Annotated in this window: 18 protein-coding genes; all 18 read right to left on the bottom strand. The window is 68.7% G+C overall.

Translation table 11 applies throughout. From position 1 onward, the window contains the following. Nucleotides 1-32 precede the first annotated feature (32 nt). Nucleotides 33-779 carry a pyridoxine 5'-phosphate synthase gene (gene pdxJ / locus CAL15_RS10845; protein ID WP_086078603.1) on the bottom strand — a complete coding sequence of 249 codons (747 nt, stop codon included), beginning with the start codon at nt 777-779 and terminating at the stop codon, nt 33-35. Next, entirely contained in the window at nt 776-2,344 is a 1,569-nt protein-coding gene (locus CAL15_RS10850; protein ID WP_269768324.1) for an efflux transporter outer membrane subunit, read from the bottom strand. Before CAL15_RS10850 ends, pdxJ begins: the two co-directional genes overlap by 4 nt. After that, nucleotides 2,341-5,592, bottom strand: a complete 3,252-nt coding sequence (locus tag CAL15_RS10855; protein WP_086078604.1) for an efflux RND transporter permease subunit — start codon at nt 5,590-5,592, stop codon at nt 2,341-2,343. The genes CAL15_RS10850 and CAL15_RS10855 overlap by 4 nt, the downstream gene beginning before the upstream one ends. An 89-nt stretch (nt 5,593-5,681) precedes the next feature. Further along, on the bottom strand, nt 5,682-6,974 hold the full coding sequence (locus CAL15_RS10860; protein ID WP_086078605.1) for an efflux RND transporter periplasmic adaptor subunit: 1,293 nt from the start codon (nt 6,972-6,974) through the stop codon (nt 5,682-5,684). Between the two features lie 184 nt (nt 6,975-7,158). After that, nucleotides 7,159-8,346: a patatin-like phospholipase family protein gene (locus CAL15_RS10865; protein ID WP_232468179.1), complete on the bottom strand. Its 1,188-nt coding sequence runs from the start codon at nt 8,344-8,346 to the stop codon at nt 7,159-7,161. An 11-nt stretch (nt 8,347-8,357) separates the two neighbouring features. Then, nucleotides 8,358-8,939, bottom strand: coding sequence for a DUF4136 domain-containing protein (locus CAL15_RS10870; protein ID WP_232468228.1), 582 nt, complete (start codon nt 8,937-8,939; stop codon nt 8,358-8,360). A gap of 110 nt (nt 8,940-9,049) precedes the next feature. Beyond that, nucleotides 9,050-9,844, bottom strand: a complete 795-nt coding sequence (locus tag CAL15_RS10875) for an ABC transporter ATP-binding protein (RefSeq protein WP_086078608.1) — start codon at nt 9,842-9,844, stop codon at nt 9,050-9,052. A gap of 2 nt (nt 9,845-9,846) precedes the next feature. Further along, nucleotides 9,847-10,737, bottom strand: coding sequence for an ABC transporter permease (locus CAL15_RS10880; protein WP_086078609.1), 891 nt, complete (start codon nt 10,735-10,737; stop codon nt 9,847-9,849). Nucleotides 10,738-10,846: 109 nt separating this feature from the next. Next, nucleotides 10,847-11,821 (bottom strand): ABC transporter substrate-binding protein, encoded by a 975-nt coding sequence (locus CAL15_RS10885; protein ID WP_086078610.1) that lies wholly within the window; start codon nt 11,819-11,821, stop codon nt 10,847-10,849. A gap of 171 nt (nt 11,822-11,992) precedes the next feature. Next, nucleotides 11,993-12,520 (bottom strand): superoxide dismutase family protein, encoded by a 528-nt coding sequence (sodC, locus tag CAL15_RS10890; RefSeq protein ID WP_086078611.1) that lies wholly within the window; start codon nt 12,518-12,520, stop codon nt 11,993-11,995. A 145-nt stretch (nt 12,521-12,665) separates the two neighbouring features. After that, nucleotides 12,666-13,643: a Bug family tripartite tricarboxylate transporter substrate binding protein gene (locus CAL15_RS10895; RefSeq protein WP_086078612.1), complete on the bottom strand. Its 978-nt coding sequence runs from the start codon at nt 13,641-13,643 to the stop codon at nt 12,666-12,668. Nucleotides 13,644-13,860: 217 nt separating this feature from the next. Then, a complete protein-coding gene (locus tag CAL15_RS10900; protein ID WP_086078613.1) occupies nt 13,861-15,402 on the bottom strand; it encodes a malonate--CoA ligase in 1,542 nt (513 codons plus the stop codon). A gap of 5 nt (nt 15,403-15,407) precedes the next feature. Then, nucleotides 15,408-16,211 carry an enoyl-CoA hydratase/isomerase family protein gene (locus CAL15_RS10905; protein WP_086078614.1) on the bottom strand — a complete coding sequence of 268 codons (804 nt, stop codon included), beginning with the start codon at nt 16,209-16,211 and terminating at the stop codon, nt 15,408-15,410. After that, complete coding sequence (locus CAL15_RS10910; RefSeq protein ID WP_198299201.1) at nt 16,208-17,521, bottom strand: malonyl-CoA decarboxylase domain-containing protein; 1,314 nt, start codon at nt 17,519-17,521, stop codon at nt 16,208-16,210. The genes CAL15_RS10905 and CAL15_RS10910 overlap by 4 nt, the downstream gene beginning before the upstream one ends. Next, nucleotides 17,472-18,317 carry a GntR family transcriptional regulator gene (locus tag CAL15_RS10915; RefSeq protein ID WP_086081038.1) on the bottom strand — a complete coding sequence of 282 codons (846 nt, stop codon included), beginning with the start codon at nt 18,315-18,317 and terminating at the stop codon, nt 17,472-17,474. The genes CAL15_RS10910 and CAL15_RS10915 overlap by 50 nt, the downstream gene beginning before the upstream one ends. Nucleotides 18,318-18,468: 151 nt before the next feature. Beyond that, nucleotides 18,469-19,248 carry a spermidine synthase gene (locus CAL15_RS10920; protein WP_086078615.1) on the bottom strand — a complete coding sequence of 260 codons (780 nt, stop codon included), beginning with the start codon at nt 19,246-19,248 and terminating at the stop codon, nt 18,469-18,471. A 31-nt stretch (nt 19,249-19,279) separates the two neighbouring features. Further along, nucleotides 19,280-20,314, bottom strand: coding sequence for an acyl-CoA dehydrogenase family protein (locus CAL15_RS10925; RefSeq protein WP_086078616.1), 1,035 nt, complete (start codon nt 20,312-20,314; stop codon nt 19,280-19,282). Nucleotides 20,315-20,319: 5 nt separating this feature from the next. After that, nucleotides 20,320-21,519 (bottom strand): acyl-CoA dehydrogenase family protein, encoded by a 1,200-nt coding sequence (locus tag CAL15_RS10930; protein ID WP_232468180.1) that lies wholly within the window; start codon nt 21,517-21,519, stop codon nt 20,320-20,322. Nucleotides 21,520-21,521 lie beyond the last annotated feature (2 nt).

Raw genomic sequence — 21,521 nt, forward strand, 5'->3', positions numbered from 1 at the left:
CGTAGGTGCGGGGCGTGGATCCGGCAGGCGTTTCAGGCGCGGCCGCGCATGGCCTGCAGGCGCGCCTGCACCATCAGCGCCTTCATGTCGCGCACGGCCTTGTCCCAGCCGTCGAACACGGCCTGCGCCACGATGGCGTGGCCGATGTTCAGTTCCGCGATGCCGTCGAGCGCGGCCACCGCGGCTACGTTGCCATAGTGCAGGCCATGGCCCGCGTTGACGCGCAGCCCGGCGCGCAGGCCATGCGCCACGGCGGCGCGCACGCGCGCCAGTTCGGCCTGCGCCTGCTCGGGGCCGGCGGCCTCGGCGTAGGCGCCCGTGTGCAGTTCGACCACCGGCGCGCCCGCGCGCACGGCCGCGTCGATCTGGGCGGGCTCGGGATCGATGAACAGCGAGACCCGGATGCCCGCCTCGGCCAGTTGCGCCACCGCATCGGTGACCGCGGCCAGGCCGCCGGCCACGTCCAGGCCGCCCTCGGTGGTCAGCTCGGTGCGCTTCTCGGGCACCAGGCACACGTCGCTGGGCTTGACCCCGCAGGCGATGTCGAGCATTTCGCGGGTGACGGCGCACTCGAGGTTCATGCGCGTGCGCAGCAGCGGCCGGATGGCGTGCACGTCGGCGTCCTGGATGTGGCGCCGGTCTTCGCGCAGATGCAGGGTGATGAGGTCGGCGCCCGCCTCTTCGGCCCGCAGCGCCGCCGCGACCGGATCGGGGTACGGCGTATGGCGCTGCTGGCGCAGGGTGGCTACGTGATCGATGTTGACGCCGAGTTCTATCATTGCTGCGATTGCTGCGCGACGGGTTGCGGCGCCGGCTGCGCGGCCACGGTGTTCTCGTTCCAGCCGCCGCCCAGCGCCTTGTACAGCTCGACGCGGTTGATCAGGGAGTTCAGCCCCGTCTGCACCAGCGCGATCTGCGCGTTGAAGAAATCCACCTGCGCGGTCTGCACCTGCAGGAAGCTGTCGATGCCGCCACGATAGCGCATGTCGGACAGCTCGAGCGTGCGCGCCGACGACGCCTGCAGGGCGCGCTGCGCATCGAGCTGGGCGCCATAGGTCGCCTCGCCGGCCAGCGCGTCGGCGACCTCGCGGAATGCCTGCTGGATCGTCTGCTCGTATTGCGACACCGCGATATTATCGCGCGCCCGCGCCAGGTTCAGCCCCTCGCGGATGCTGCCGCCGGCGAAGATCGGCGTGGTGATGTTCGGCGAGAAGCTCCAGAAGCCGTTGCCGCCCTTGAACAGGTCGTCCAGCGGACCGCTGGCCACGCCCAGCATGCCAGTCAGCGAGATGGTCGGGAAGAAGGCCGCGCGGGCCGCGCCGATATTGGCATTGGCGGACTTCAACTGGTTCTCGGCGGCCAGGATGTCGGGCCGGCGCTCGAGCAGGTCGGACGGCAGCCCGGCCGGCACCGACGCGACGACCTGCTCGCGTCCGAACTCGGCGGGCGGCGGCAGGTCGTTGGGCAGCCCCGGCAGTCCGATCAGCACCAGCAGCGCATTGGACGCCTGCGCGCGCGCCCTGGCCAGCGTCGCCAGGTCGGCCGAGGCGCTGTCCAGCAGCGACTTCGCCTGGTTCAGGTCGAGCTCGGAGGCCACGCCGCCGTCGAAGCGCGTCTTGACCAGATCGTAGGACTGCTGGCGCGAGGCCAGCGTCTTCTGCGTCAGCTCGAGCTGGACCTCGGCCGCGCGCACGTTGAAGTACGCCTCGGCCACCGCGCCCACCAGCGTGATGTGCACGCTGCGCTGCGACTGCTCGGTCGACAGGTACTGCTGATAGGCCGCTTCCGACAGATTGCGCAGCCGGCCGAACAGATCGATCTCGAAGGTGGTCAGGCCCAGGCCCGCCTGGTATTGGCTGGTCACCGAAGGCGAATCCGGACCGCCGACGCGCAGGTCGCGCGGCAGGCGCTGGCGCGTGCCCTGGATGCCCGCGCCGATGGTGGGCCACTGCTGGGCACGCTGCACGCCATACTGCGCGCGCGCTTCCTCGACGCGCTGCACGGCCACGCGCAGGTCGCGGTTGTTCGCCAACGCCAGTTCGATCAGTTTCTGCAGCCGCGCGTCGCGGAACACCTCGCGCCACCCGATGTCGGCGGCCGGCACCGCGCCCGCCGGCGCCACCGCGGCGGCCGGCTGGCTGCCCACCTGCATGGGCGTCTCGGCGGCGCCGTATTGCATCCTGGGCTGGTCGGGATACGTGGACTGCACCGGCGCGTCGGGACGCTTGTAGTCGGGCGCCAGCGAGCAGCCGGCCAGGGCGGCGATGAGCAGCGCCGCCAGGGCGCCGCGTGCCGATACCGCGAACGAAGGCACGTGCGATTGAATCATGGGACGGGCCGTCATTGCTTGGTCTCCTGGCCGCCTTGGGGATGATTGCCGGAAGGCGTCTGCAGCGCCGGCGCCGGGCCGTCGCCAGCCTGTGCCTGCTCCTCGGCGCGCTTCCTGGCCGCCTGCTCTTCCGCGTAAGCCTTGGCCTCCGCGCCCAGCAGGCGCGGCTTGGTCTTGAACAGGCCCAGCACGACCACGAAGAAGGCCGGCACGAAGATGACCGCGAACGGCGTGGCCGCCAGCATGCCGCCCAGCACGCCGATACCCACCGCGCGCTGGCTGGCGGCGCCGGCGCCGGTGGCCAGGGCCAGCGGCACCACGCCCAGGATGAATGCCAGCGACGTCATCAGGATGGGACGGAAGCGCAGCCTCGCGGCCTCGACCGCAGACTCGTACAACCCCATGCCGCGGGCGTACTGGTCCTTGGCGAACTCGACGATCAGAATCGCGTTCTTCGCCGCCAGACCGATCACGGTGACCATGCCCACCTGGAAGTACACGTCGTTGGACATGCCCATGGCCGACACCAGCGCCACGGCGCCCAGCATGCCCAGCGGCACCACCAGCATCACCGACAGCGGAATGGCCCAGCTCTCGTACAGGGCCGCCAGCACCAGGAACACCACCAGCAGCGCCAGGCCCATCAGGATCGGGGCCTGGTTGCCCGCCTGCACTTCCTGATAGGACAGGCCGCTCCATTCATAGCCGAAGCCGGGCGGCAGGTCGGCCATCAGGCGCTCCATCTCGGCCATCGCCTCGCCCGAGGTATAGCCGGGCGCGGCGTCGCCGCCGATACGGATGGACTCGTAGCTGTTGTAGCGCACGACCTGGACCGGCCCCTGCACCCACTTGGCGGTGACAAACGACGACAGCGGCACCATCCCGCCCTGGTTGTTGCGGGCGTTGAGCTGCAGCACGTCCTCGACCTGCATGCGGTACTTCTGCTCGGCCTGCACCCACACGTTCTGCATGCGCCCCATGTTGGGGAACTTGTTCAGGTACGACGAACCCACCGCCGTGGACAGCAGGTTGGCCGCCTCGGCGAAGTCCACGCCCAGCGCGGCCGCCTTCTGGCGGTCGATCTCGAGACTGAGCTGCGCGCCCGGTCCCAGGCCCGTGATGCGCACCTGCGCCAGCACGGGGCTCTGCATCGCGGCGCCCATCAGCTGCGCGGTGGCCGCCGACAGCGCCTCGGTACCCGCGCTCGCGCGGTCCTGCAGGCGGAAGTCGAAACCGCTGGCGTTGCCCAGTTCGGAGATGGCCGGCGGGACCACCGTGAACACCATGGCGTCGTGGATGCCCATCAGCAGCCTGCCGATGGCTCCGCCCGCGATGGCGCCGGCCGAGTCGCCCTCGCCTTTGCGCTCGTCGAAGTCCTTCAGCGTGGTGAACGCAATGGCCGCGTTCAGCCCGCTGCCGTTGAAGCTGAAGCCCTGCACCGTGATGATGTTCGCGACCGCGGGGATCTCGCGGAAGTAGGCCTCGACCTGCTCGATGACCTCGATGGTGCGGTTGGCCGAGGCGCCGGCCGGCAGCTCGATGTTGCTGATCACGTAGCCCTGGTCTTCCTCGGGCAGGAAGGACGAAGGCATGCGCAGGTACAGCCAGCCCAGCAGCACCACCAGCACCAGGAACACCAGCATCATGCGGCCGCTGCGGTGCAGCGAGCGCGCCACCCAGTTCTGGTAGCCGTGCGTGGTGGCATCGAACTTGCGGTTGAACCAGCCGAAGAAGCCGCGCTTCTCGACGTGGTGCCCCTTGGGTATGGGCTTGAGAATGGTGGCGCACAGCGCGGGTGTGAAACTCAGCGCCAAAAAGGCCGAGAAGAAGATCGACACCGCCATGGCGACCGAGAACTGGCGATAGATCACGCCCACCGAGCCGGTCATGAAAGCCAGCGGCAGGAACACCGCGATCAGCACCAGCGTGATGCCCACGATGGCGCCGCTGATCTGCGGCATGGCCTTCTTGGTCGCCTCTTTGGGCGACAGGCCTTCCGTCGCCATGATGCGCTCGACGTTCTCGACCACCACGATGGCGTCGTCCACCAGGATGCCGATCGCCAGCACCATGGCGAACATGGTCAGCACGTTGATGGAGAAGCCCAGCGCCAGCATCACCGCGAACGCGCCCAGCATGGCCACCGGCACCACCAGCGCCGGGATCAGCGTATAGCGCACGTTCTGCAGGAACAGGTACATCACCAGGAACACCAGCACCATGGCTTCGGCCAGGGTGTGCAGCACCTGCTCGATCGACACCTGCACGTAGGGAGCGGTGTCGTACGGGATGTCATAGCGGATGTTGGCCGGGAAGAAGCGCGCCAGCTCGTCCATCTGCTTCTTCACGCCTTCGGCCGTGGCCAGCGCGTTGGCCCCCGGCGCCAGCACGATGGCGAAAGCCGCCGTGGGCTTGCCGTTGAGACGCGCGCCGAACTGGTAGTTGTCGGCGCCGACCTCGATGCGGGCGACGTCGCGCAGCAGCACGCGCGAACCGTCGGGATTGGCGCGCAGCACGATGCCGCCGAAGCCGTCGACCGTGCTGAGCTGGCCATTGGCAATGACGGTGGCCGTGGCGCGCTGGCTTTCGGGATTGGGCGGCGCGCCGATGGTGCCGGCCGAGATCAGCACGTTCTGGTTGGAGATGGCCTGGTTGACCTCGGCCATGCTCATGTTGAACCCGACCAGTTTGTTCGGGTCGACCCAGATGCGCATGGCGCGCGGCGCGGCGAACAGCTGGAAGCGGCCCACGCCGGGCACGCGCGACACGGGGTTCTGGATGTTGCGCGTGACGTAGTCGGCCAGCGCGGTCTGGTCCATGCTGCCGTCGGTGGACGACACGGTGACGATCTGCAGGAAGCCGGCGCTGGTCTGCTCGTACCGCAGGCCCTGCTGGGCCACGGCCTGCGGCAGCTGCGCCGTCACGTTGGACACGCGGTTCTGCACGTCCACCTGCGCCAGATCGGGATCGGTGCCGGGCGCGAACGTGACGGTGATGGTCGCCATGCCATAGGCATCGCTGACGGACTCGTAGTACAGCAGCCCCTTGGCGCCGTTCAGCTCGTCCTCGATGATGCTGGTGACGGATTCGGCCACTTCCTTGGCCGAGGCGCCGGGATACGTCGCGGTGACCTGGATGGCGGGCGGCGCCACGTCAGGGTACTGCGAGATCGGCATGATGTTGACGGCCAGAATCCCCACCAGCAGGATGAAAAGGGATACCACCCAGGCGAAGATAGGTCGATCGATGAAAAATTGCGGCATGTGGGCTGACTCGTAAAGCGATGCTCACGGACGGGGAACGCGGCGTGCCCGGCGGGCAGGACTGCCCGCGCTGGCGCGCCGCGCGCCGCTCATTGCTTCTGGCCTTGTTGTTGCTGGCCAGCCGGCTGTCCGGCTGCGGGTTGTTGGCCGGACTGGCCCTGGGCCGAGGGCGGCTGACCCGCCTGTCCCGCCTGGCCGGGCTGTCCCGGCTGCTGCCCCTGCCCCGGCTTGGCGCCGGCGCCCTTGTTCCAGGGCGTGGCCTGCACCGGCGCGCCCGGACGGACCTTCTGGAAGCCCTCGACCACGACCGTGTCGCCGGGCTTCAGGCCGCTGGTGATCACCCACTCGTTGTCGACGACGTTGCCGGTGGTGACGGGGATCTGGTCGACCTTGTTGTCGCGCACGACCATGAGGCTTTGCCGGCCGTCGGGCGTGCGCTGCAGGGCCTGCTGCGGCACGCGCAGCGCCTGCTCGTCCACGCCCTGCTCCAGGCGCACGCGCACGTACATGCCGGGCAGCAGCTGGTGCGACGGATTGGGCACCTCGGCGCGCAGCGTGACCTGGCTGGTGGACGGGTCCACCGTGATGCCCGTGAACAGCAGCTTGCCGGGCTGGTCGTACGTACTGCCGTCTTCGAGCAGCACCGTGACGCGCGCGCCGTCGTCGGCGCGCTGCATCTTGCCCGTATCGAAAGCCTTGCGCAGCGCCGCCAGCTCGCCGGTGGACTGCGTCAGGTCGACGTAGATGGGATCGAGTTGCTGCACCAGCGCCATTTGCGTGGCCGTGCTGCTTTCGACCAGCGCGCCCTCGGTGACCAGCGGGCGGCCGATGCGGCCGTCGATGGGCGAGGTGACGTCGGTGTAGTCGAGATTGATGCGCGCGTTGGTCAGGTTGGCGCGCGCCGCCGCCACCGCGGCCTCGGCCTGGCGGAACGAGGACACGGCGTTGTCGTACTCCTGCTTGCTGACCGCATTGGCCTTGACCAGCGGCGCATAACGCTCGGCCAGCACCTTGGCGCTGTACAGGTCGGCCTGCGCCTGCTTCACCTGCGCGGCGGCCTGGTCGTACGTAGCCTGGTACGGGGCGGGGTCGATCTTGAACAGCTTCTGGCCTTTCTTGACGTCGATGCCCGGCTCGAAAGCGATGTGCTCGACGATGCCCGTGACGCGCGCCCGTATCTCGGCATCGCGCACCGCGTCGACACGACCGGGCAGTTCGGAGACGACGGGAGTGCGCTGCGGCTGGACCGTTACCACACTGACCTGCGGCACCATGCCGGGACCGCCCGCGGCCTGGTCTTCCTTGCCGCAAGCCGCCAGAGCGACGGACAAGGCCGCCGCGAGGGTCAGGGCCGAAAAACGCTCATAGGAAAAACGACGCATCGATTCCTCATGCTTTTTGAAAGCGTGTTGCCCGCAGCGCCGTCGGCCGCAAGAGCCGGGAGCCCGGGCGTACTCAGAAAGGCCGCTAATGTAGCGGAAAATTATTAGCTTTTATTAAAAGCAGGCCCTTCTTTTCAAGATCCGGGGCCTTTGCGGCACGCGGTTCTGCGCTGCCCGCGCCACTTTACCGCGATTCGGCGTGGGCGCGGTGCACGTCATGGCTGACGAAACCCGACTCTGTCGAAGGCTTGTTCAGCACGTGCGGCTGCGCCAGCGTCCGCCGGATGTCATCGAGTCCCGCGCGCCAGTGCTCGCGCATGGCTTCGGTGCTGAACTCGTAGTCTTTCGATTCGCGCTCGTACTGCTTGGCTTGATAAATGAGGTTCACCACGTTGACCAGCGATGTACACGCCTCGGCGCGTATATCCGCCAGATCCGGGCTGCGCCGCTCGGCCTCGGGCAGTTGTTCCAGCAGCTTCTGCAGGCCGCGCCGCAGCTTCAGTATCCTGCGGTAATTGTCCGTAACTCTACGTGTACGGCTCGAATAGAGGATGTCCTTCTGGCGCTGCCCCACTTCGAGCATGTCGGACGGCACGACGCCGCGCGCCGGCCACAGGTCTACCTGGAAGGCCAGCGTGTCGCGCATGGGATGCACCGACAGCACCTCGGACAACGGCGTGTTCGAGACCAGGCCGCCGTCCCAGAAGAACTCGCCGTCGACCTCCACCGCCGGAAAGCCCGGCGGCAGCGCGCCGGACGCCATGATGTGTTCGGGCCCGAGCGGCTGGCGGGTGCTGTCGAAATACGCGAAATTGCCCGTGCGCACGTTCACCGCACCGAAACTCGCGCGCACGGCTCCCCGGTTGAGCAGGTCGAAATCCACGTACGTGCGCAGCGTGGCGATGAGCGGCGTGGTGTCGTAGTAGCTGGTAGAGGCGGCACCGGCATCGCGCAGCACATAAGGCGGCGGAAAGCGCGGCGTGAAGAATCCGGGTTGGCCTTGAGTCAGCGCGCGCACGGCGGCCAGTTGCCCATTGACCGGCGCGGACCCGTAGCCGAACGGCAGGCCGTCGAACAGGTCTTCCAGACTGTCGCCCCAGCCCCAGGGCAGGCCGGCGAAGCCCGTGGGCCGGCAGATGCTTTCCCAGAAGCCGCGCAGGCGTTCGACCCGCTCGTCCTGCGGCGAGCCGGCGATGATGGCGGCATTGATCGAGCCGATGGAGATACCCGACACCCAGTTGGGACGGATGCCCGCCTCGTGCAGGCCTTCGTACACGCCGGCCTGGTAGGCGCCCAGCGCTCCGCCGCCTTGCAGGACCAGGGCAACCGTATCGTAGGCAGGCAGGCCCCGGGAATGAACGCGAGACGTCACGGCCGGTGCGCTCACTTGGCCGGCAATTGAGGCGCCGCCACCCCGGCACGGAACGGATAGCGCGCGAAGATGCGCGCCACGCCCTGATTGACCTGCTCGGGCGTAGCGTCGAGCACGTCTTCGCCGACGGGGCCCACGCTTACGCCTTCCCACACCAGCTGCCTGCGACGCGCATCCACCAGGTCGATGTTGAGCGTGCCTTCGGAATACTGCAGCACCTCGCTGCCCCACGGATAACCGGGCCAGCCGCCATAGAAGCCGGTGCGATAGCCGTAGTAAGGCAGCGGCGGCCGCGACACGACCTCGGTCTTCTCGCGCACATTGGCGTTGAAGTTGATCAGCAGGTCGGGGTCGCTTTCGTCGTATGCGTAGCCGCGCATTTCCATCTGGCCGCGCGTGGCGCTTTTGAGGCGGTCGGTAAGCAGGCTGCTGTAGCCCGACTTGTCGGTGCCCAGGTGGGGCATGAAGGCGAAGGTGCGGTAGCGGCCGAAATCCGCGTTGCGATCGTAGTCGCTGCGGATGTCAGGACCCGAACTGCATGCCGCCAACAGGCCGCAAGCGCCGGACAGTGCCATGCTGCGTAGCAGAGAGATCATCGTCGTGCGGCTCCTGGATGCGCCGCCGGACATGATGCCGCGAAGGCCGGCAGGATGCAACCGACCCTCGATCTCCCCGAAGGCGGGCCGCCGCCCGCCCCCATGCCCTACCCCAGCAGCAGCGCGTCGTCGGCCAGCTGCTCGCCGCGTACGCGTTCGAACATGGCCAGCAGGTCCTTCACGTCCATGCCCTTGCGCTGTTCGCCCGAGACGTCGAGCACGACCTCGCCCTGGTGCAGCATGACCGTGCGTTCGCCGACGTCGAGCGCCTGCCGCATGCTGTGGGTGACCATCATGGTGGTCAGCTTGTTCTCGGCGACGATGCGCGCCGTCAGCTGCAGCACGAAGTCGGCGGTGCGCGGGTCGAGCGCGGCCGTGTGCTCGTCCAGCAGCAATATGCGCGAGGGCTGCAGCGCCGCCATCAGCAGGCTGACGGCCTGGCGCTGCCCGCCCGACAGCAGCCCGATGCGGTCGGTCAGGCGGTTCTCGAGCCCCAGGCCCAGCGTGGCCAGGCGATCGCGGAAGGTCTGGCGCATGGCGGGGCGCACCGCCCGGCCCAGGCCGCGGCGCGCGCCGCGCATCTGGGCCAGCGCCATGTTCTCTTCGATGGCCAGGTCTTCGCAGGTGCCCGCCATCGGGTCCTGGAACACGCGCGCCACCAGCCCGGAACGCTCCCATACGGGCCGGCGCGTGACGTCCTGGCCGTCGATGTGGATCGTGCCCGAGTCCACCGGCAGGTCGCCCGACACCGCGTTGAGGAAAGTGGATTTGCCGGCGCCGTTGGAGCCGATGACGGTGACGAACTGGCCGCTGGGAATGTCCAGCGACAGCCCGCGCAGGGCGCGGGTCTCGATGGGCGTGCCCGCATTGAAGGTGATGCGCAGGTCTTTTGCACTGAGCATGATCAGGCCCCCCTCTTGCCGGCCAGGCGGCGCTTGAGCAGCGGTATCACCAGGGCGATCGTGACCAGCACCGCGGTAACCAGGTTGAGGTCCTGCGCCTGCAGGCCGATGAAGTCGCTGTTGAGCGCCAGCGCGATGAAGAAGCGATAGACGATGGCGCCCAGGATGACAGCCAGCGTGGCGATGACGAGCTTGCGCGACGGCAGGATGCTTTCGCCCACGATGACCGCGGCCAGGCCGATGACGATGGTGCCGATGCCCATGGAGATGTCGGCGCCCCCCTGCGTCTGCGCGAACAGCGCGCCCGCCAGGCCGACCAGCGCGTTGGACAGCGCCATGCCGCCCAGGATCATGGCGCCCGTGTTCACGCCCTGCGCGCGGGCCATGCGGCCGTTGGAGCCCGTGGCGCGCATGGCCAGTCCGGTCTGGGTGGCGAAGAACCAGTCGAGCGCCAGCTTGGCCAGCACCACCACCACGGCCAGGATCAGCGGCCGCGCGACGTAGTCGCTGAGCCAGCCAGGCTGCAGCAGCGAGAACACCGTAGGCTCGGTGATGAGAGGCACGTTGGGCCGGCCCATGATGCGCAGGTTGATGGAATACAGCGCGATCATCATCAGGATGCTGGCCAGCAGGTCCATGATGCGCAGCCGCACGTTGAGCCAGCCCGTGACCAGGCCCGCCAGCGCGCCGGCGAAGGTGGCCGCGATGGTGGCGGAAAAGGGATCGGTGCCCGAGGAGATGAGCGTGGCGGCCACAGCGCCGCCCAGCGGAAAACTGCCGTCGACCGTCAGGTCGGGAAAGCGCAGCAGCCGGAACGAGATGAGCACGCCCAATGCGACCAGGGCGAACACCAGGCCGATTTCCAGCGCGCCCAGCAATGAGAAGAGAGACATGAAAGAGAACCTGGCCGGCGCGGTCTCGTGAACCAGCCGGCGCCTCCTTGGTGTGTGATGGCAGGACAGGCCAGGGCGGCCGGGTGGGCCGCCTTGGCCACGATTGTTATTACTTGATGACCTGCGCGGCCGACTTGACCAGCGAATCGGACAGGGTCACGCCTTGCTTGGCCGCCGCGCCCGGATTGACGTACAGCTCGAGCTTGGAGCTGGTCTCGGAGGCGATGGCGCCGGGCTTCTCGCCCTTCAGGATGCGAGCGACCATGCGGCCGGTCTGCATGCCCAGGTCGCGGTAATTGATGCCCAGCGCGGCGATCGCGCCGCGCTTGACACTGTCGGTGTCCGAGGCCACCAGCGGGATCTTGGCGTCGTTGCCTACCTTCACCAGCGACTCGTAGGCCGAGACCACGTTGTTGTCAGTGTTGGTGTAGATGACGTCGACCTTGCCGATCAGGCTGCGCGCCGCCGAGGCCACGTCGACCGAGCGCGGCGCCGCCGCCTCGACCAGGGTGAGGCCGGCCTTGGGCAGCAGTTCCTGCAGTTGCTTGACCACCACCACCGAGTTGGCTTCGCCGGGGTTGTACACCATGCCGACGCGCTTGGCCTGCGGCACCACCTGCTTGATCAGGTTGATCTGCTTGTCCAGCGCCAGCAGGTCGGACACGCCCGTGACGTTGGTGCCTGAAGGCTGCATGCCAGGGACCAGTTGCGCCGCGACGGGATCGGTGACCGCCGAGTACACGACAGGCACGTCCTTGGTGGCGGCCACGACGGCCTGCGCCGACGGGGTGGCGATGGCGACGATGGCATCGGGGCGATCGCCCACGAACTTGCGGGCGATCTGGCCAGCCGTGCCGGGATTGCCCTGCGCGCTCTGGTACTGCCATCTGAGGTTTTTGCCGGACTCGAAACCGGCCTGCTTCAGCGCCTCTTGCACGCCGTCGCGCACGGCGTCCAGCGCCGGATGCTCGACGATAGCGGTGACCGCCACCGACTTCTGTTGCGCAACGGCTGGCGCGGCATGGATGACCGCTGCCAGCGCCAGTGCGCCAACCGTCAGAAAATGTTTTTTTCCGATCAGCATTCTGTTTTCTCCTTGCACCCCTGGGGTTGATGATGGCCATGCGCGGACATGGCCGGGACCTCCACCCGGCCATGCTGGCATGAGACGCGTAGTCTAACGCGTGTCCAACGGGCCACGCGGCCTTTGCGCCGGGGGAAATCCCTGAATCGGTGCGGGAGAAACGCGGTCGGCCTACTTCACCACGCCGCACACGATCCGCGCGCCGCCGCCGCCCAGCTTCTGCGGGTGGTCGCTGTGATTGTCGCCGCCCGCGTGCACCATCAGCGCGCGGCCCTTCAGGTCGGACGCCTTCAGGCGCGGAGCCAGCACCGGATAGGTGGCCTTGCCATCGGCCGCGACGTACAGCGCCGGCAGGTCGCCCTTGTGGCCGCTGTCGTCGTAGGGGCCCTTGTGGGCGCCGGTCTTGTCCGGATCCCAATGTCCGCCCGCCGCGCCGCCAGGCGCGGTCTGGCCGTCCACGGGCCCCGGATCGCAGGAAGGATTGGCATGGACGTGAAAGCCGTGCAAGCCGGGCGGCAGGCCGAACAGGTCGGGCGTCAGCAGCGCCCCGTACTTGTTGTCCTGGATAGTGACCTTGCCGGCGCTCTGCTCCACGCCCTTGGGCCCGACGAAGGACATCTCCACCGCCGTCTGTGCGGCGCTCGCGCCGGCCGCCATGCCGGCAGCCACCACGGCGCCCGCCATCAGGATGGTCTTCATCGCATACTCCTTGCGCAAAGGCCCGCACTGCCTGCGGCCATGCCGCCGCAACGCGGGCCGGGGTGAGAGGCCTTCAAGTGTAGAAACGCCGGCGCGCCGCAGGCTTAACAGTCGGTAAGCGCCGGTGACCTCGCCGACGGCCGCCTCATTCCAGCGTCACGCCCGCGTCCTTCACCACCTTGGCCCAGCGCACCACTTCGCTGTCGACGAACTTGCCGAAGGCCGCGCCGGTCATGTCAGGAATGGCCGAACCGTTGCTGGCCCAGACCTCCTTGAGCTTCGGCGATTGCAGCGCCTTGGTGACCTGCGCGGTCATCTTGTCGATGGCCTCCTTCGGCGTGCCGGCCGGCGCCCACAGCGCATACCAGGTCGAGACCTCGTAGTTGGGCACGCCGGCCTCGGCGGCGGTGGGCACGTCGGGGAACGACGGGGAACGCTGCGCGGCGGCCACCGCCAGCGGCCGGATGCTGCCGGCGCGGATGTGGCTGGCCGACGAGCCGAGGCCGTCGAACGCCATGTCGACCTGGCCGCCGATCAGCGCCGACAGCATGGGGCCCGCGCCCTGGTAGGGCACGTCCACCAGCTTGACGCCGGTCTGCATGGCGAACAGCTCGCCGGCCAGATGGTGCGTGCTGCCCTTGCCTGCCGTGCCGAAGTTGATTTCGCCGGGCCGCTTCTTCACGTATTCCAGCAGCGACTTCAGATCCTTGACCGGCAGCTTCGTCGCATTCACCACGATGACCTGCGGCGGCTGTGCCAGCAGCGCGACCGGGACGAAGTCCTTCTGGATGTCGTAGCTCAGGTTCTTGTACAGCGAGGGGGCCAGGGCGTGGTGCGCGCCACCCATGAAGAAGGTATAGCCGTCCGGCCGGGCCTTGGCCGCGAACGAGGCGCCCACGGTGCCGCCCGCGCCGCCCTTGTTGTCGATGACGACGCTCTGCCCCATCTGCATGCCCAGTTGCTGGGCCAGCGGACGCGCGAAGGTGTCGGTGCCGCCGCCGGCGGGGAACGGCACGACCACGGTGATCGGCCGCTCGGGCCACTCGGCCAGCGCGCAGGCCGGCGCCAGCGCGGCAGCGCACAGGGTCATGGCAGCGGCGGCCGCGGTGATGGAATGTCTCATTGGTGTCTCCTCTTTGGTACAGCGCAGGACAGGCTGATGTGCCCGTCTGGTTTTATATGGCCGGCTACGCCCCTGCGGGCATGAGGCCGGTTCGATGAATCTGCAGCATCCAAAGCCTTGGTGTCGCGGAAAGAATGCGGATGAAACTCCTCTTGCTGGTTGATGGGGCGGCCGGGGGCTTCGTCGTCCGACGGACATCCGCCCCCGGCCGGAATGGCTACAGTGCCTGGTAGGTCTCGCGCAGCACGTTCTTCTGCACCTTGCCCATGGTGTTGCGGGGCAGCTGCCCGACCACGTGGATGCGCTTGGGCACCTTGAAATTGGCGATGCGCGATTTCAGTTCGGCCTGCATGGCCGCGGCGTCGAGTTGCTCGCCCGGGCGCGGCACCACCACGGCCACCACGGCTTCGCCGAAATCCGGATGCGGCACGCCGATCACGGCGGATTCGGCCACGCCGGGCATGTCGTCGATGATCGTCTCGATCTCTTTCGGGTAGACGTTGTAGCCGCCCGAGATGATCAGGTCCTTGCTGCGGCCGACGATGGACAGGTAGTCGGGGCGCACCGGCTGGCCGGCCGATTCGCCGCCCCAGCGGCCCACGTCGCCCGTCTTGAACCAGCCGTCCTCGGTGAATTCTTCGCGTGTCTTCTCGGGCATGCGCCAATAGCCCGAAAAGACGTTGGGGCCGCGCACCTGCACGTTGCCGATCTCGCCGGGCGGCTGCGGCTTGCCGGCGTCGTCCACCACGCGCACCTCCACGCCCGGCAGCGGCTTGCCCACCGTGCCGCCCAGGCGCTCGCCTTCTTCGCGCAGGTACGGATTGGAAGTGAGCATGACGGTCTCGCTCATGCCGTACCTTTCGAGGATGGTGTGGCCGGTGCGCTCGCGGAAGGCGTTGAAGGTCTCGGTAAGCAGCGGCGCCGATCCCGAGACGAACAGACGCATGTTGCGGCAGGCCTCGCGGTCGAAGCGGGGCTCGGCCAGCAGGCGCACGTAGTACGTCGGCACGCCCATCATCACGGTGCTGCGCGGCAGGTAGCGCAGTGCCTGCTCCACGTCGAGCTTGGGCAGCCAGATCATGCGCGCGCCGGCCAGCAGCGCGCCATGAGAGGCCACGAACAGCCCGTGCACGTGGAAGATGGGCAGCATGTGCAGCAGCACGTCGTCGGAGCGCCAGCCCCAGTACTCGTGCAGCGTGCGGGCGTTCGACGCCAGGTTGCCGTGCGACAGCATGGCGCCCTTGCTGCGGCCGGTGGTACCCGAGGTATACAGGATGGCCGCCAGGTCGTCGGCCTCGCGCGGGACGGTATGGAAGGTCTGCGGCAGGGCCGCGGCGGCCGCCAGCAGGCTGCCGCCCCGCTGCTCGTCCAGCGTGTACACGTGGGCGGTGCCTGCCTTGTCGGCGGCGCGCTTCACCCATTCCAGGTTGGCGGGCGAGCACACCACCACCGCCGGCTCGGCGTTGCCCAGGAAGTACTCGATCTCGGATTCGCGATACGCCGTGTTCAGGGGCAGATAGACCAGGCCGGCGCGCAGCGTGGCCAGGTACAGCAACAGGGCTTCGGGCGACTTCTCGACCTGCACGGCCACCCGCGCGTCCTTGGGCAGGCCCAACGACGCCAGCAGGTTGGCCAGGCAGGCGGTGGCACGATCGATGTCGTCCCAGGTGTAGAGCAGGTCCGGCGTCTCCAGCGCGATCGCGCCGCGGTCCGCGGGGAAGCCGCTCTCCAGCACCGCATAAAGGTTGGCGTTGCTCACCTTGTCTAGTCTCCGGTAAAGGTGGGGGACTGGCCGGCCAGGAAGGCGCGCACGCCCTCGGCATGGTCGCGGCTGTCCGCGTATGAAAAATAATCCTGGTACTCGGCTTCGGTCAGCGGCGCGGGGTCGAGCAGCCGGCGCGACAGCCGCTTGTTGATGCGCGCCGCCCGGGGCGCCCCCGTTAGAATGCCCGCGATGCATTCCTGCGCCGCGGCCTCCAGCGCGCCATCCGGCACGGTACGCGTCAACAGCCCCAGCCGCAATGCCTCGGCCGCGCCGAACACGCGGCCTTCCAGAAGGATGGCCAGCGTGGCCGCGCGTCCGGCCAGGGCCAGCAGCCCCCGCATCTCGTCGGGCGCCATGGGAAAACCCAGCCGATTGATGGGCACGCCGAAGCGCGACGAGTCCGTGGCGATGCGCAGGTCGCACTGGCAGGCGATCTCGAGCCCGCCGCCCACGCACACGCCTTCGATGGCGGCCACCACGGGATGCGGACACATGGCCACCGCATGCAGCGCGGGCGCCAGCACGTCGCGGTGATAACGCTGCACGCCGGCCTGGTCCGGCCGCACGCGCGGAAACTCGCGGATGTCGGCGCCGGCCGCGAAATTGCCGCCCTCGCCCGCCACCACCACGCAGCGCACGCTGTCGTCGGCCGACAAGGCGTCGAACACCTCGCGCAGCTGCGTCCACATCGCCACCGTGATGGCGTTGAGCCGCCCGGGATGCGACAGCGTGATGTGGGCCACGGCCCCGTCGCGGCGCAGCAGCACGCGGCCCGCGGTTTGATTCGTTGCGGCGGCGTTCATGCGAGGCGCGCGATGGCGCGGCTGGCGGATGGCTTGCCCTGCCCCAGGCGCGACAGGTTGTCGTCCAGCTTGTCCAGCTCGTACAGGTAGTTGACCATCATGCCGCACGACTGCTGCAAGCCCTTGGCGGAGACGTCGGCCGCCCAGTTCAGGCGTTCGGCGCGGGCGCCGTTGCCCAGATGGAAGCGCGCCACCGGATCGACCGGCTGGCCGTTCTTCATGGCCTGCACATAGTGCGCGGCCAGCCTAAGCCCGGCACGGCGCAGCGCTTCGCTGGGCTTGCCGGTGGCCGACCGGGCCAGGCGCTCGGCCCAGCGCGCGCCATCCGGCGCGCCGGCGCGCACGCGGTTCTTGCCCTCGCGCACGATCTGCTCGACCTCCTGCGCGGAGAGTTTCGACAACCAGTCACGCAGGCCCGGCATGGGCGACAGCGTGGCGAAGGACTTCAGGCGAGGCTGCTCTTCGAGCAGCCGCTCGATGACGCGCTTGAGCAGGAAGTTGCCGAAACTGATGCCGCGCAGGCCGGCCTGCGTGTTCGAGATGGAATAGAAGATGGCCCAGCGCGCCTTGTCCAGGTCGGGCGCGGGCGCCTGCGTGTCCAGCAGCGCCTGCACGTCGTCGGCCATCTGCGCCGAGAAGGCCACCTCGACGAAGATGAGCGGCACGTCCGGCATCTGCGGATGGAAGTAGGCGTAGCAGCGGCGGTCGCCCGCCACGCGGTGGCGCAGGTCGTCCCACGAACGGATCTCGTGCACCGCCTCGTAGATGATCAGCTTCTCCAGCAGCGACGCAGGCGAATCCCAGGTGAGGCGGCGCAGTTCGAGCAGGCCCACGTCGAACCAGGCCGACAGCAGCTCTTCCAGCTCCTTGTCCAGCGGCTGCAGGCCCGCCACCTGCTTGCGCCAGCGCAGCATGTCGGCCCGCAGGTCGACCAGGAAGCGCAGTCCATCCGGCAGCGCATTGAAGCGCTTGAACATGCGCGTGCAGGGCTCGCTGCGCTCGCGGCATGCCTCGGCGGCCTGCGCCAGCGCACCCAGCATGGCGCGGCGCCGCTTGCCGTCGGCGGCGGTATAGCCGGCGCACCACAGGCGAGCCAGCTTGTTGGCAGCCACGTCGGTCAGGCGCGCGTTCAGCAGCGGTTCCACCGCGGCCGCGTCCGGTACCGGGTCGCGCTCCCACAGGCGGCTGATGCGCGCCATCAGCCCCCCGGCCTCGACATTCGGTTCCGCCTCGGCTGGCGCCGCAACGGGCTTGGCTGCTTCAAGTGCGCGCGGCGCGCGCGCGCGGGCGAGCGTTTCGGGAACGGACATGGACGTCGGCCTCCGGAAGGGCGATTTGAGTGAGCATGACGGGCGCAGCGGCTGGCTGGGCGGCCTCTGCATCAGGTTTGGCGGCGGCATCCGCGGCCGCCTTCGCGGCCATGCGCGCGGCGGCAGGTTCGCCCGCGGACGCGTCGGAGCGGGCCAGTTCGCGCAGGGCGTCGAGCTGGCGCAGCAGATGCTTGCGCGCCAGCGCTTCCGCCCCTTCGGGATCCCGCGCCTTCAGCGCGGCGAAGATGGCCATGTGCTCGGCGCAGGATTCGTCGATGCGGCCCGGCAGCGCCAGGCTCTTGTGGCGGAACAGGCTGAGCACCTTGCGCAGCCCGCCGACCATGTCGGACAGCCACCGATTGTCGGCCAGCGCCTGCACGGCCTCGTGGATGCGGGCGTTGGTGTCGTAGTACTCGTCCACCCTGCCCGCCGCCGCGTGCCCCTGCAGCGCGCGATGCCAGGGCTCGAGCCTGCGCAGGTCGGCGGCGCTGGCCTTCAGCGCGGCCTCGTAGGCGCAGCGGCCTTCCAGCATGGCCATCAACGGAAAGATCTGTTCGAGGTCGGCAACGGACAGCTCGCTGACGAAGCATCCGCGCCCGGGCTCGAGCCGCACCAGCCCCTCGGTGGCCAGCACCTTCAAGGCCTCGCGCAGCGGAGTCCGCGAGATGCCCAACTGCCGCGTCAGGCTGGCCTCGTCGATCCACGCCCCCGCTGCCAACGAGCGCGAACGGATCATGTCGCGCAGCCGATCGGCGACCTCGAGGTAGAGCGCCTGACGAATGATGGGAGCGGTCATGTGCGGCAGCCGGTGAACGCCATAATTCATAATTATGGAAAGCTCACATTAGCACGCGACCACGCCGGCGGGAACCCCTGCGGAAATTTATTTTTGGCCGTCGTGCCGGGCCGGCGCGGGGGGCCTTCGGGCGACACCGGCCCTCGCCGGCCTAGAAATGCAGTACGCCCTGCACGGCGTGCTGCATCAAGGATCTCGCCCAGCGACGCGCCGGCAGTCCATATGTCGACTCAACCACTTCGGCCCGCGCCATCAGGTCCGCCGCGCTTACCTGCAGGTCCGGCCCGCTGAACGCCAGCACGATGCGGTTGCCCGCGTCGATCTCGGGCAGCAGCACGATGCGTCCGTCGAACGCCTTGATGAGATTCTGGATATTGCGATCGAAGCTTTCGTGCTGGCCGAACAGGTTCACCGCCAGGATGCCGACCTCGCCCAGCACCTGCCGGCACCCCATGTAGAAGCCCGCCGAATCGCGCACCGGGCCGCGGGCCTGCGCGTCGTACAGGTCCACCATCAGCACCGGGCAGGTGCCGAAATTCGCAGGGTCGACCACCCACTGGCCCGCGTCCGCATGATGGATGGTCAGGCGGGGCGACGTGGGCAGCCGGAAGAACAGCTGGCACACCGACGTGACGCGCGGATTCCATTCCACGACGGTCAGCGGACTGCGCGTGTGCTTCATGCAGAAGCGCGCCAGCGACCCCGCGCCCAGGCCCAGCATGCCGATCTGCGCCTGCTTCGGAGGATCGAGGAACAGCAGCCAACCCATCATCTGGGCGGTGTATTCCAGCACCAATTCGGCGGGATCGTCCATGCGCATCGCGCCCTGGACCCATTCGGTGCTGAAGTGCAGATAGCGAATGCCGTCGGCTTCGGAAAGCGAGGGCATGTCGGACGGCGCGGGAGTGTTGCGGGCGGGGGATTTCGGCATCGGCGCATTGTAGCCATGCGCCGCGCAGTCGCTACACGGCAGCGATGTCCCAGAGACGGTCCAGCGCATCGGCCTGCGTGATCTCGGCTTCCAGCAACGCCGCCAGCCTCAGCACCCGCTTCAGGTACAGGTGCACGTCGCACTCCCAGGTGATGCCCATGGCGCCATGCACCTGTATCGCGCCCTGGACCGTGCGCCTTGCGCCGTCGACGGCAAGAAGCTGAGCAGCCAGGCAGGCACGTTCCGCATCGGCGGCGCCCTCGTCCAGCGCCTGCGCGGCGTGCCGGGCTGCCAGGCGCGCGTCGTCCAGCGCCATCCAATCGTCGGCGAGCCTGTGCTTGACGGCCTGGTTCGCGCCGATGGGCCTGTCGAACTGCCGGCGTTGCGTCGCGTACTGCGATGCGGCCTGCAATGCGGCGTCCGCCGCCCCGACCATCTCGGCCGCGCGCAGTAGCCGCAGGCGCGACAAGGCGTCATCGCATGCGCGCGGCGGCAGCTCCACGTCCAGTTCCTCCAGGCTGTCCAGCCGAGGCGCCAGCGCCACGGGCATGGTCGGGTCCAGGCCCTGAGAGCCCGACAGCGGGGCGCAGCGCATCAGGCGCAGCACGCCCGGCTCCACGCGCTCGCAGGCCAGCACAGGCGCGCCCGCGGCTGCCCCTTCGACGAAAGCCGTGCCATCGGACCGCAGGCTGGCCATGGCGTACCATGCCGAGCCCGCAGCCAGAGGAGCAAGCCAGTTGCGCAACGCGGGCGGCACGGGATCCAGTTGCGTGCACAGGGCGGGAAGCAGCGCCATGTTGGCAACCAGCGGCAGGCCCACCAGATGGCGCCCGGCCTCCTGGGCCACCAGCCACGCGTCCAGGGTGCCCAGCGCCGAGCCGCCCAAGTCATCGGGGGCCAGCATGGCGGGCCAACCCTGTTCGGCCAGCTCCTTCCACAGTTCGTGCCGAGCGGCTGCCGGCGCATTGCACGCCTGGCGGGCGCGCGACACCGGGTGGCGTTCGGAGAAGTACCGTTGCGCGGCGTCGCGCAACAGGCATTGCGCTTCGGTCAGGTCGAAACTCATGGCGTCTACCCTCGTGGCAAGCCGAGCATGTGTTCGGCAATGATGTTCCTCTGGATTTCCGAGGTCCCCGCCAGGATGGTCTCGGCCCGCGACCAGAGGTAGGCGTGCGTCATCTCGTCGGCCAAGCCCGACATGCCGGCCGGCGCGCATGCATCGAGCCCCTGCACGTGCATTCCCAGTTCGAGCAGGCGCTGATGGGCCTCGCTCCAGTGCACCTTGGTCGAGGAGCCCTGCGGCCCCGGCGGATCTCCGCGCATCGCCGCGGCCAGGGCGCGTTGCGACTTCAGGGCCAGCACGTGGCTGTCCACCGCGAGGCGCGCCCACTGCCGCCGGAAGCCGACGTCGTCAGAGGGCCGGCGCCCGCGGGCATCCGGGTTCTGCGCGAGGCGGCGCAACTGCGCGAGTTCCTGCGCGAAGCGCACCAGCCTGGGAATGAAGTAGGTCCCTCTTTCGAAGCTTGCCGCGGCCATGGCGATGCGCCAGCCCTGGTCGACCTCGCCCACCAACTGGTCGCGCGGCACTCGCACGTCCTCGAAGAACACCTCGCAGAACTCGGCCTCGGCGGTCAATTGGCGGATCGGCTCGACGCGCACGCCAGGCGCACGCATGTCCACCAGCAGGAAGCTGAGGCCCCGATGCCTGGGCGCCTGCAGATTCGTGCGCGCCAGCACGAACGCCCATTGGGCGAGGTCCGCGAACGACGTCCAGATCTTATGACCGTTCAGCCTCCAGCCATCACCGTCGGGCTCGGCACGCGTGCGCACGGAGGCCAGGTCCGATCCGGCGCCAGGCTCGGAATATCCCTGGCACCACACTTCGCGATTGGTCCGGATGCCCGGCAGGAAGCGCTCTTTCTGCGCGTCGGATCCGAAGTGCAGCAGCGTGGGCGCGAGAATGCCGTGACCGATCAGATTCACGCCCAGCGGCGCGCCGCAGCGCGCGTGCTCTTCGTGGAATATGGCCTGGCGCGACAGGGGCAGCGCCAGTCCGCCGTACTGCGTAGGCCAGCCCAGGGCGGACCAGCCTTGGGCGCACAACCGGTCCTCCCAGGCCTTGCGATACGCCAGGACGCGCGGCTGCGGACCGTCCTTCCAGCTCGCCGCAAACTCCGCGTAGGCCTGCGCCAGCCACTGGCGCAATCCCGTACGGAAAGTACCGTCGTCGGCCGCGCCTACCAGCGCCATCACCGTCGCATCGCGTCGCATGG

Origin of the sequence: Bordetella genomosp. 13 (assembly GCF_002119665.1) — a bacterium.
Taxonomy (GTDB): domain Bacteria; phylum Pseudomonadota; class Gammaproteobacteria; order Burkholderiales; family Burkholderiaceae_B; genus Bordetella.

Coding starts and splice junctions, on each gene's coding strand:
- pdxJ (WP_086078603.1), bottom strand. CDS start 779: ATGATAGAACTCGGCGTCAACATCGATCACGTAGCCACCCTGCGCCAG.
- CAL15_RS10850 (WP_269768324.1), bottom strand. CDS start 2,344: ATGACGGCCCGTCCCATGATTCAATCGCACGTGCCTTCGTTCGCGGTA.
- CAL15_RS10855 (WP_086078604.1), bottom strand. CDS start 5,592: ATGCCGCAATTTTTCATCGATCGACCTATCTTCGCCTGGGTGGTATCC.
- CAL15_RS10860 (WP_086078605.1), bottom strand. CDS start 6,974: ATGCGTCGTTTTTCCTATGAGCGTTTTTCGGCCCTGACCCTCGCGGCG.
- CAL15_RS10875 (WP_086078608.1), bottom strand. CDS start 9,844: ATGCTCAGTGCAAAAGACCTGCGCATCACCTTCAATGCGGGCACGCCC.
- CAL15_RS10880 (WP_086078609.1), bottom strand. CDS start 10,737: ATGTCTCTCTTCTCATTGCTGGGCGCGCTGGAAATCGGCCTGGTGTTC.
- CAL15_RS10885 (WP_086078610.1), bottom strand. CDS start 11,821: ATGCTGATCGGAAAAAAACATTTTCTGACGGTTGGCGCACTGGCGCTG.
- sodC (WP_086078611.1), bottom strand. CDS start 12,520: ATGAAGACCATCCTGATGGCGGGCGCCGTGGTGGCTGCCGGCATGGCG.
- CAL15_RS10895 (WP_086078612.1), bottom strand. CDS start 13,643: ATGAGACATTCCATCACCGCGGCCGCCGCTGCCATGACCCTGTGCGCT.
- CAL15_RS10905 (WP_086078614.1), bottom strand. CDS start 16,211: ATGAACGCCGCCGCAACGAATCAAACCGCGGGCCGCGTGCTGCTGCGC.
- CAL15_RS10910 (WP_198299201.1), bottom strand. CDS start 17,521: ATGTCCGTTCCCGAAACGCTCGCCCGCGCGCGCGCGCCGCGCGCACTT.
- CAL15_RS10915 (WP_086081038.1), bottom strand. CDS start 18,317: ATGACCGCTCCCATCATTCGTCAGGCGCTCTACCTCGAGGTCGCCGAT.
- CAL15_RS10920 (WP_086078615.1), bottom strand. CDS start 19,248: ATGCCGAAATCCCCCGCCCGCAACACTCCCGCGCCGTCCGACATGCCC.
- CAL15_RS10925 (WP_086078616.1), bottom strand. CDS start 20,314: ATGAGTTTCGACCTGACCGAAGCGCAATGCCTGTTGCGCGACGCCGCG.
- CAL15_RS10930 (WP_232468180.1), bottom strand. CDS start 21,519: ATGCGACGCGATGCGACGGTGATGGCGCTGGTAGGCGCGGCCGACGAC.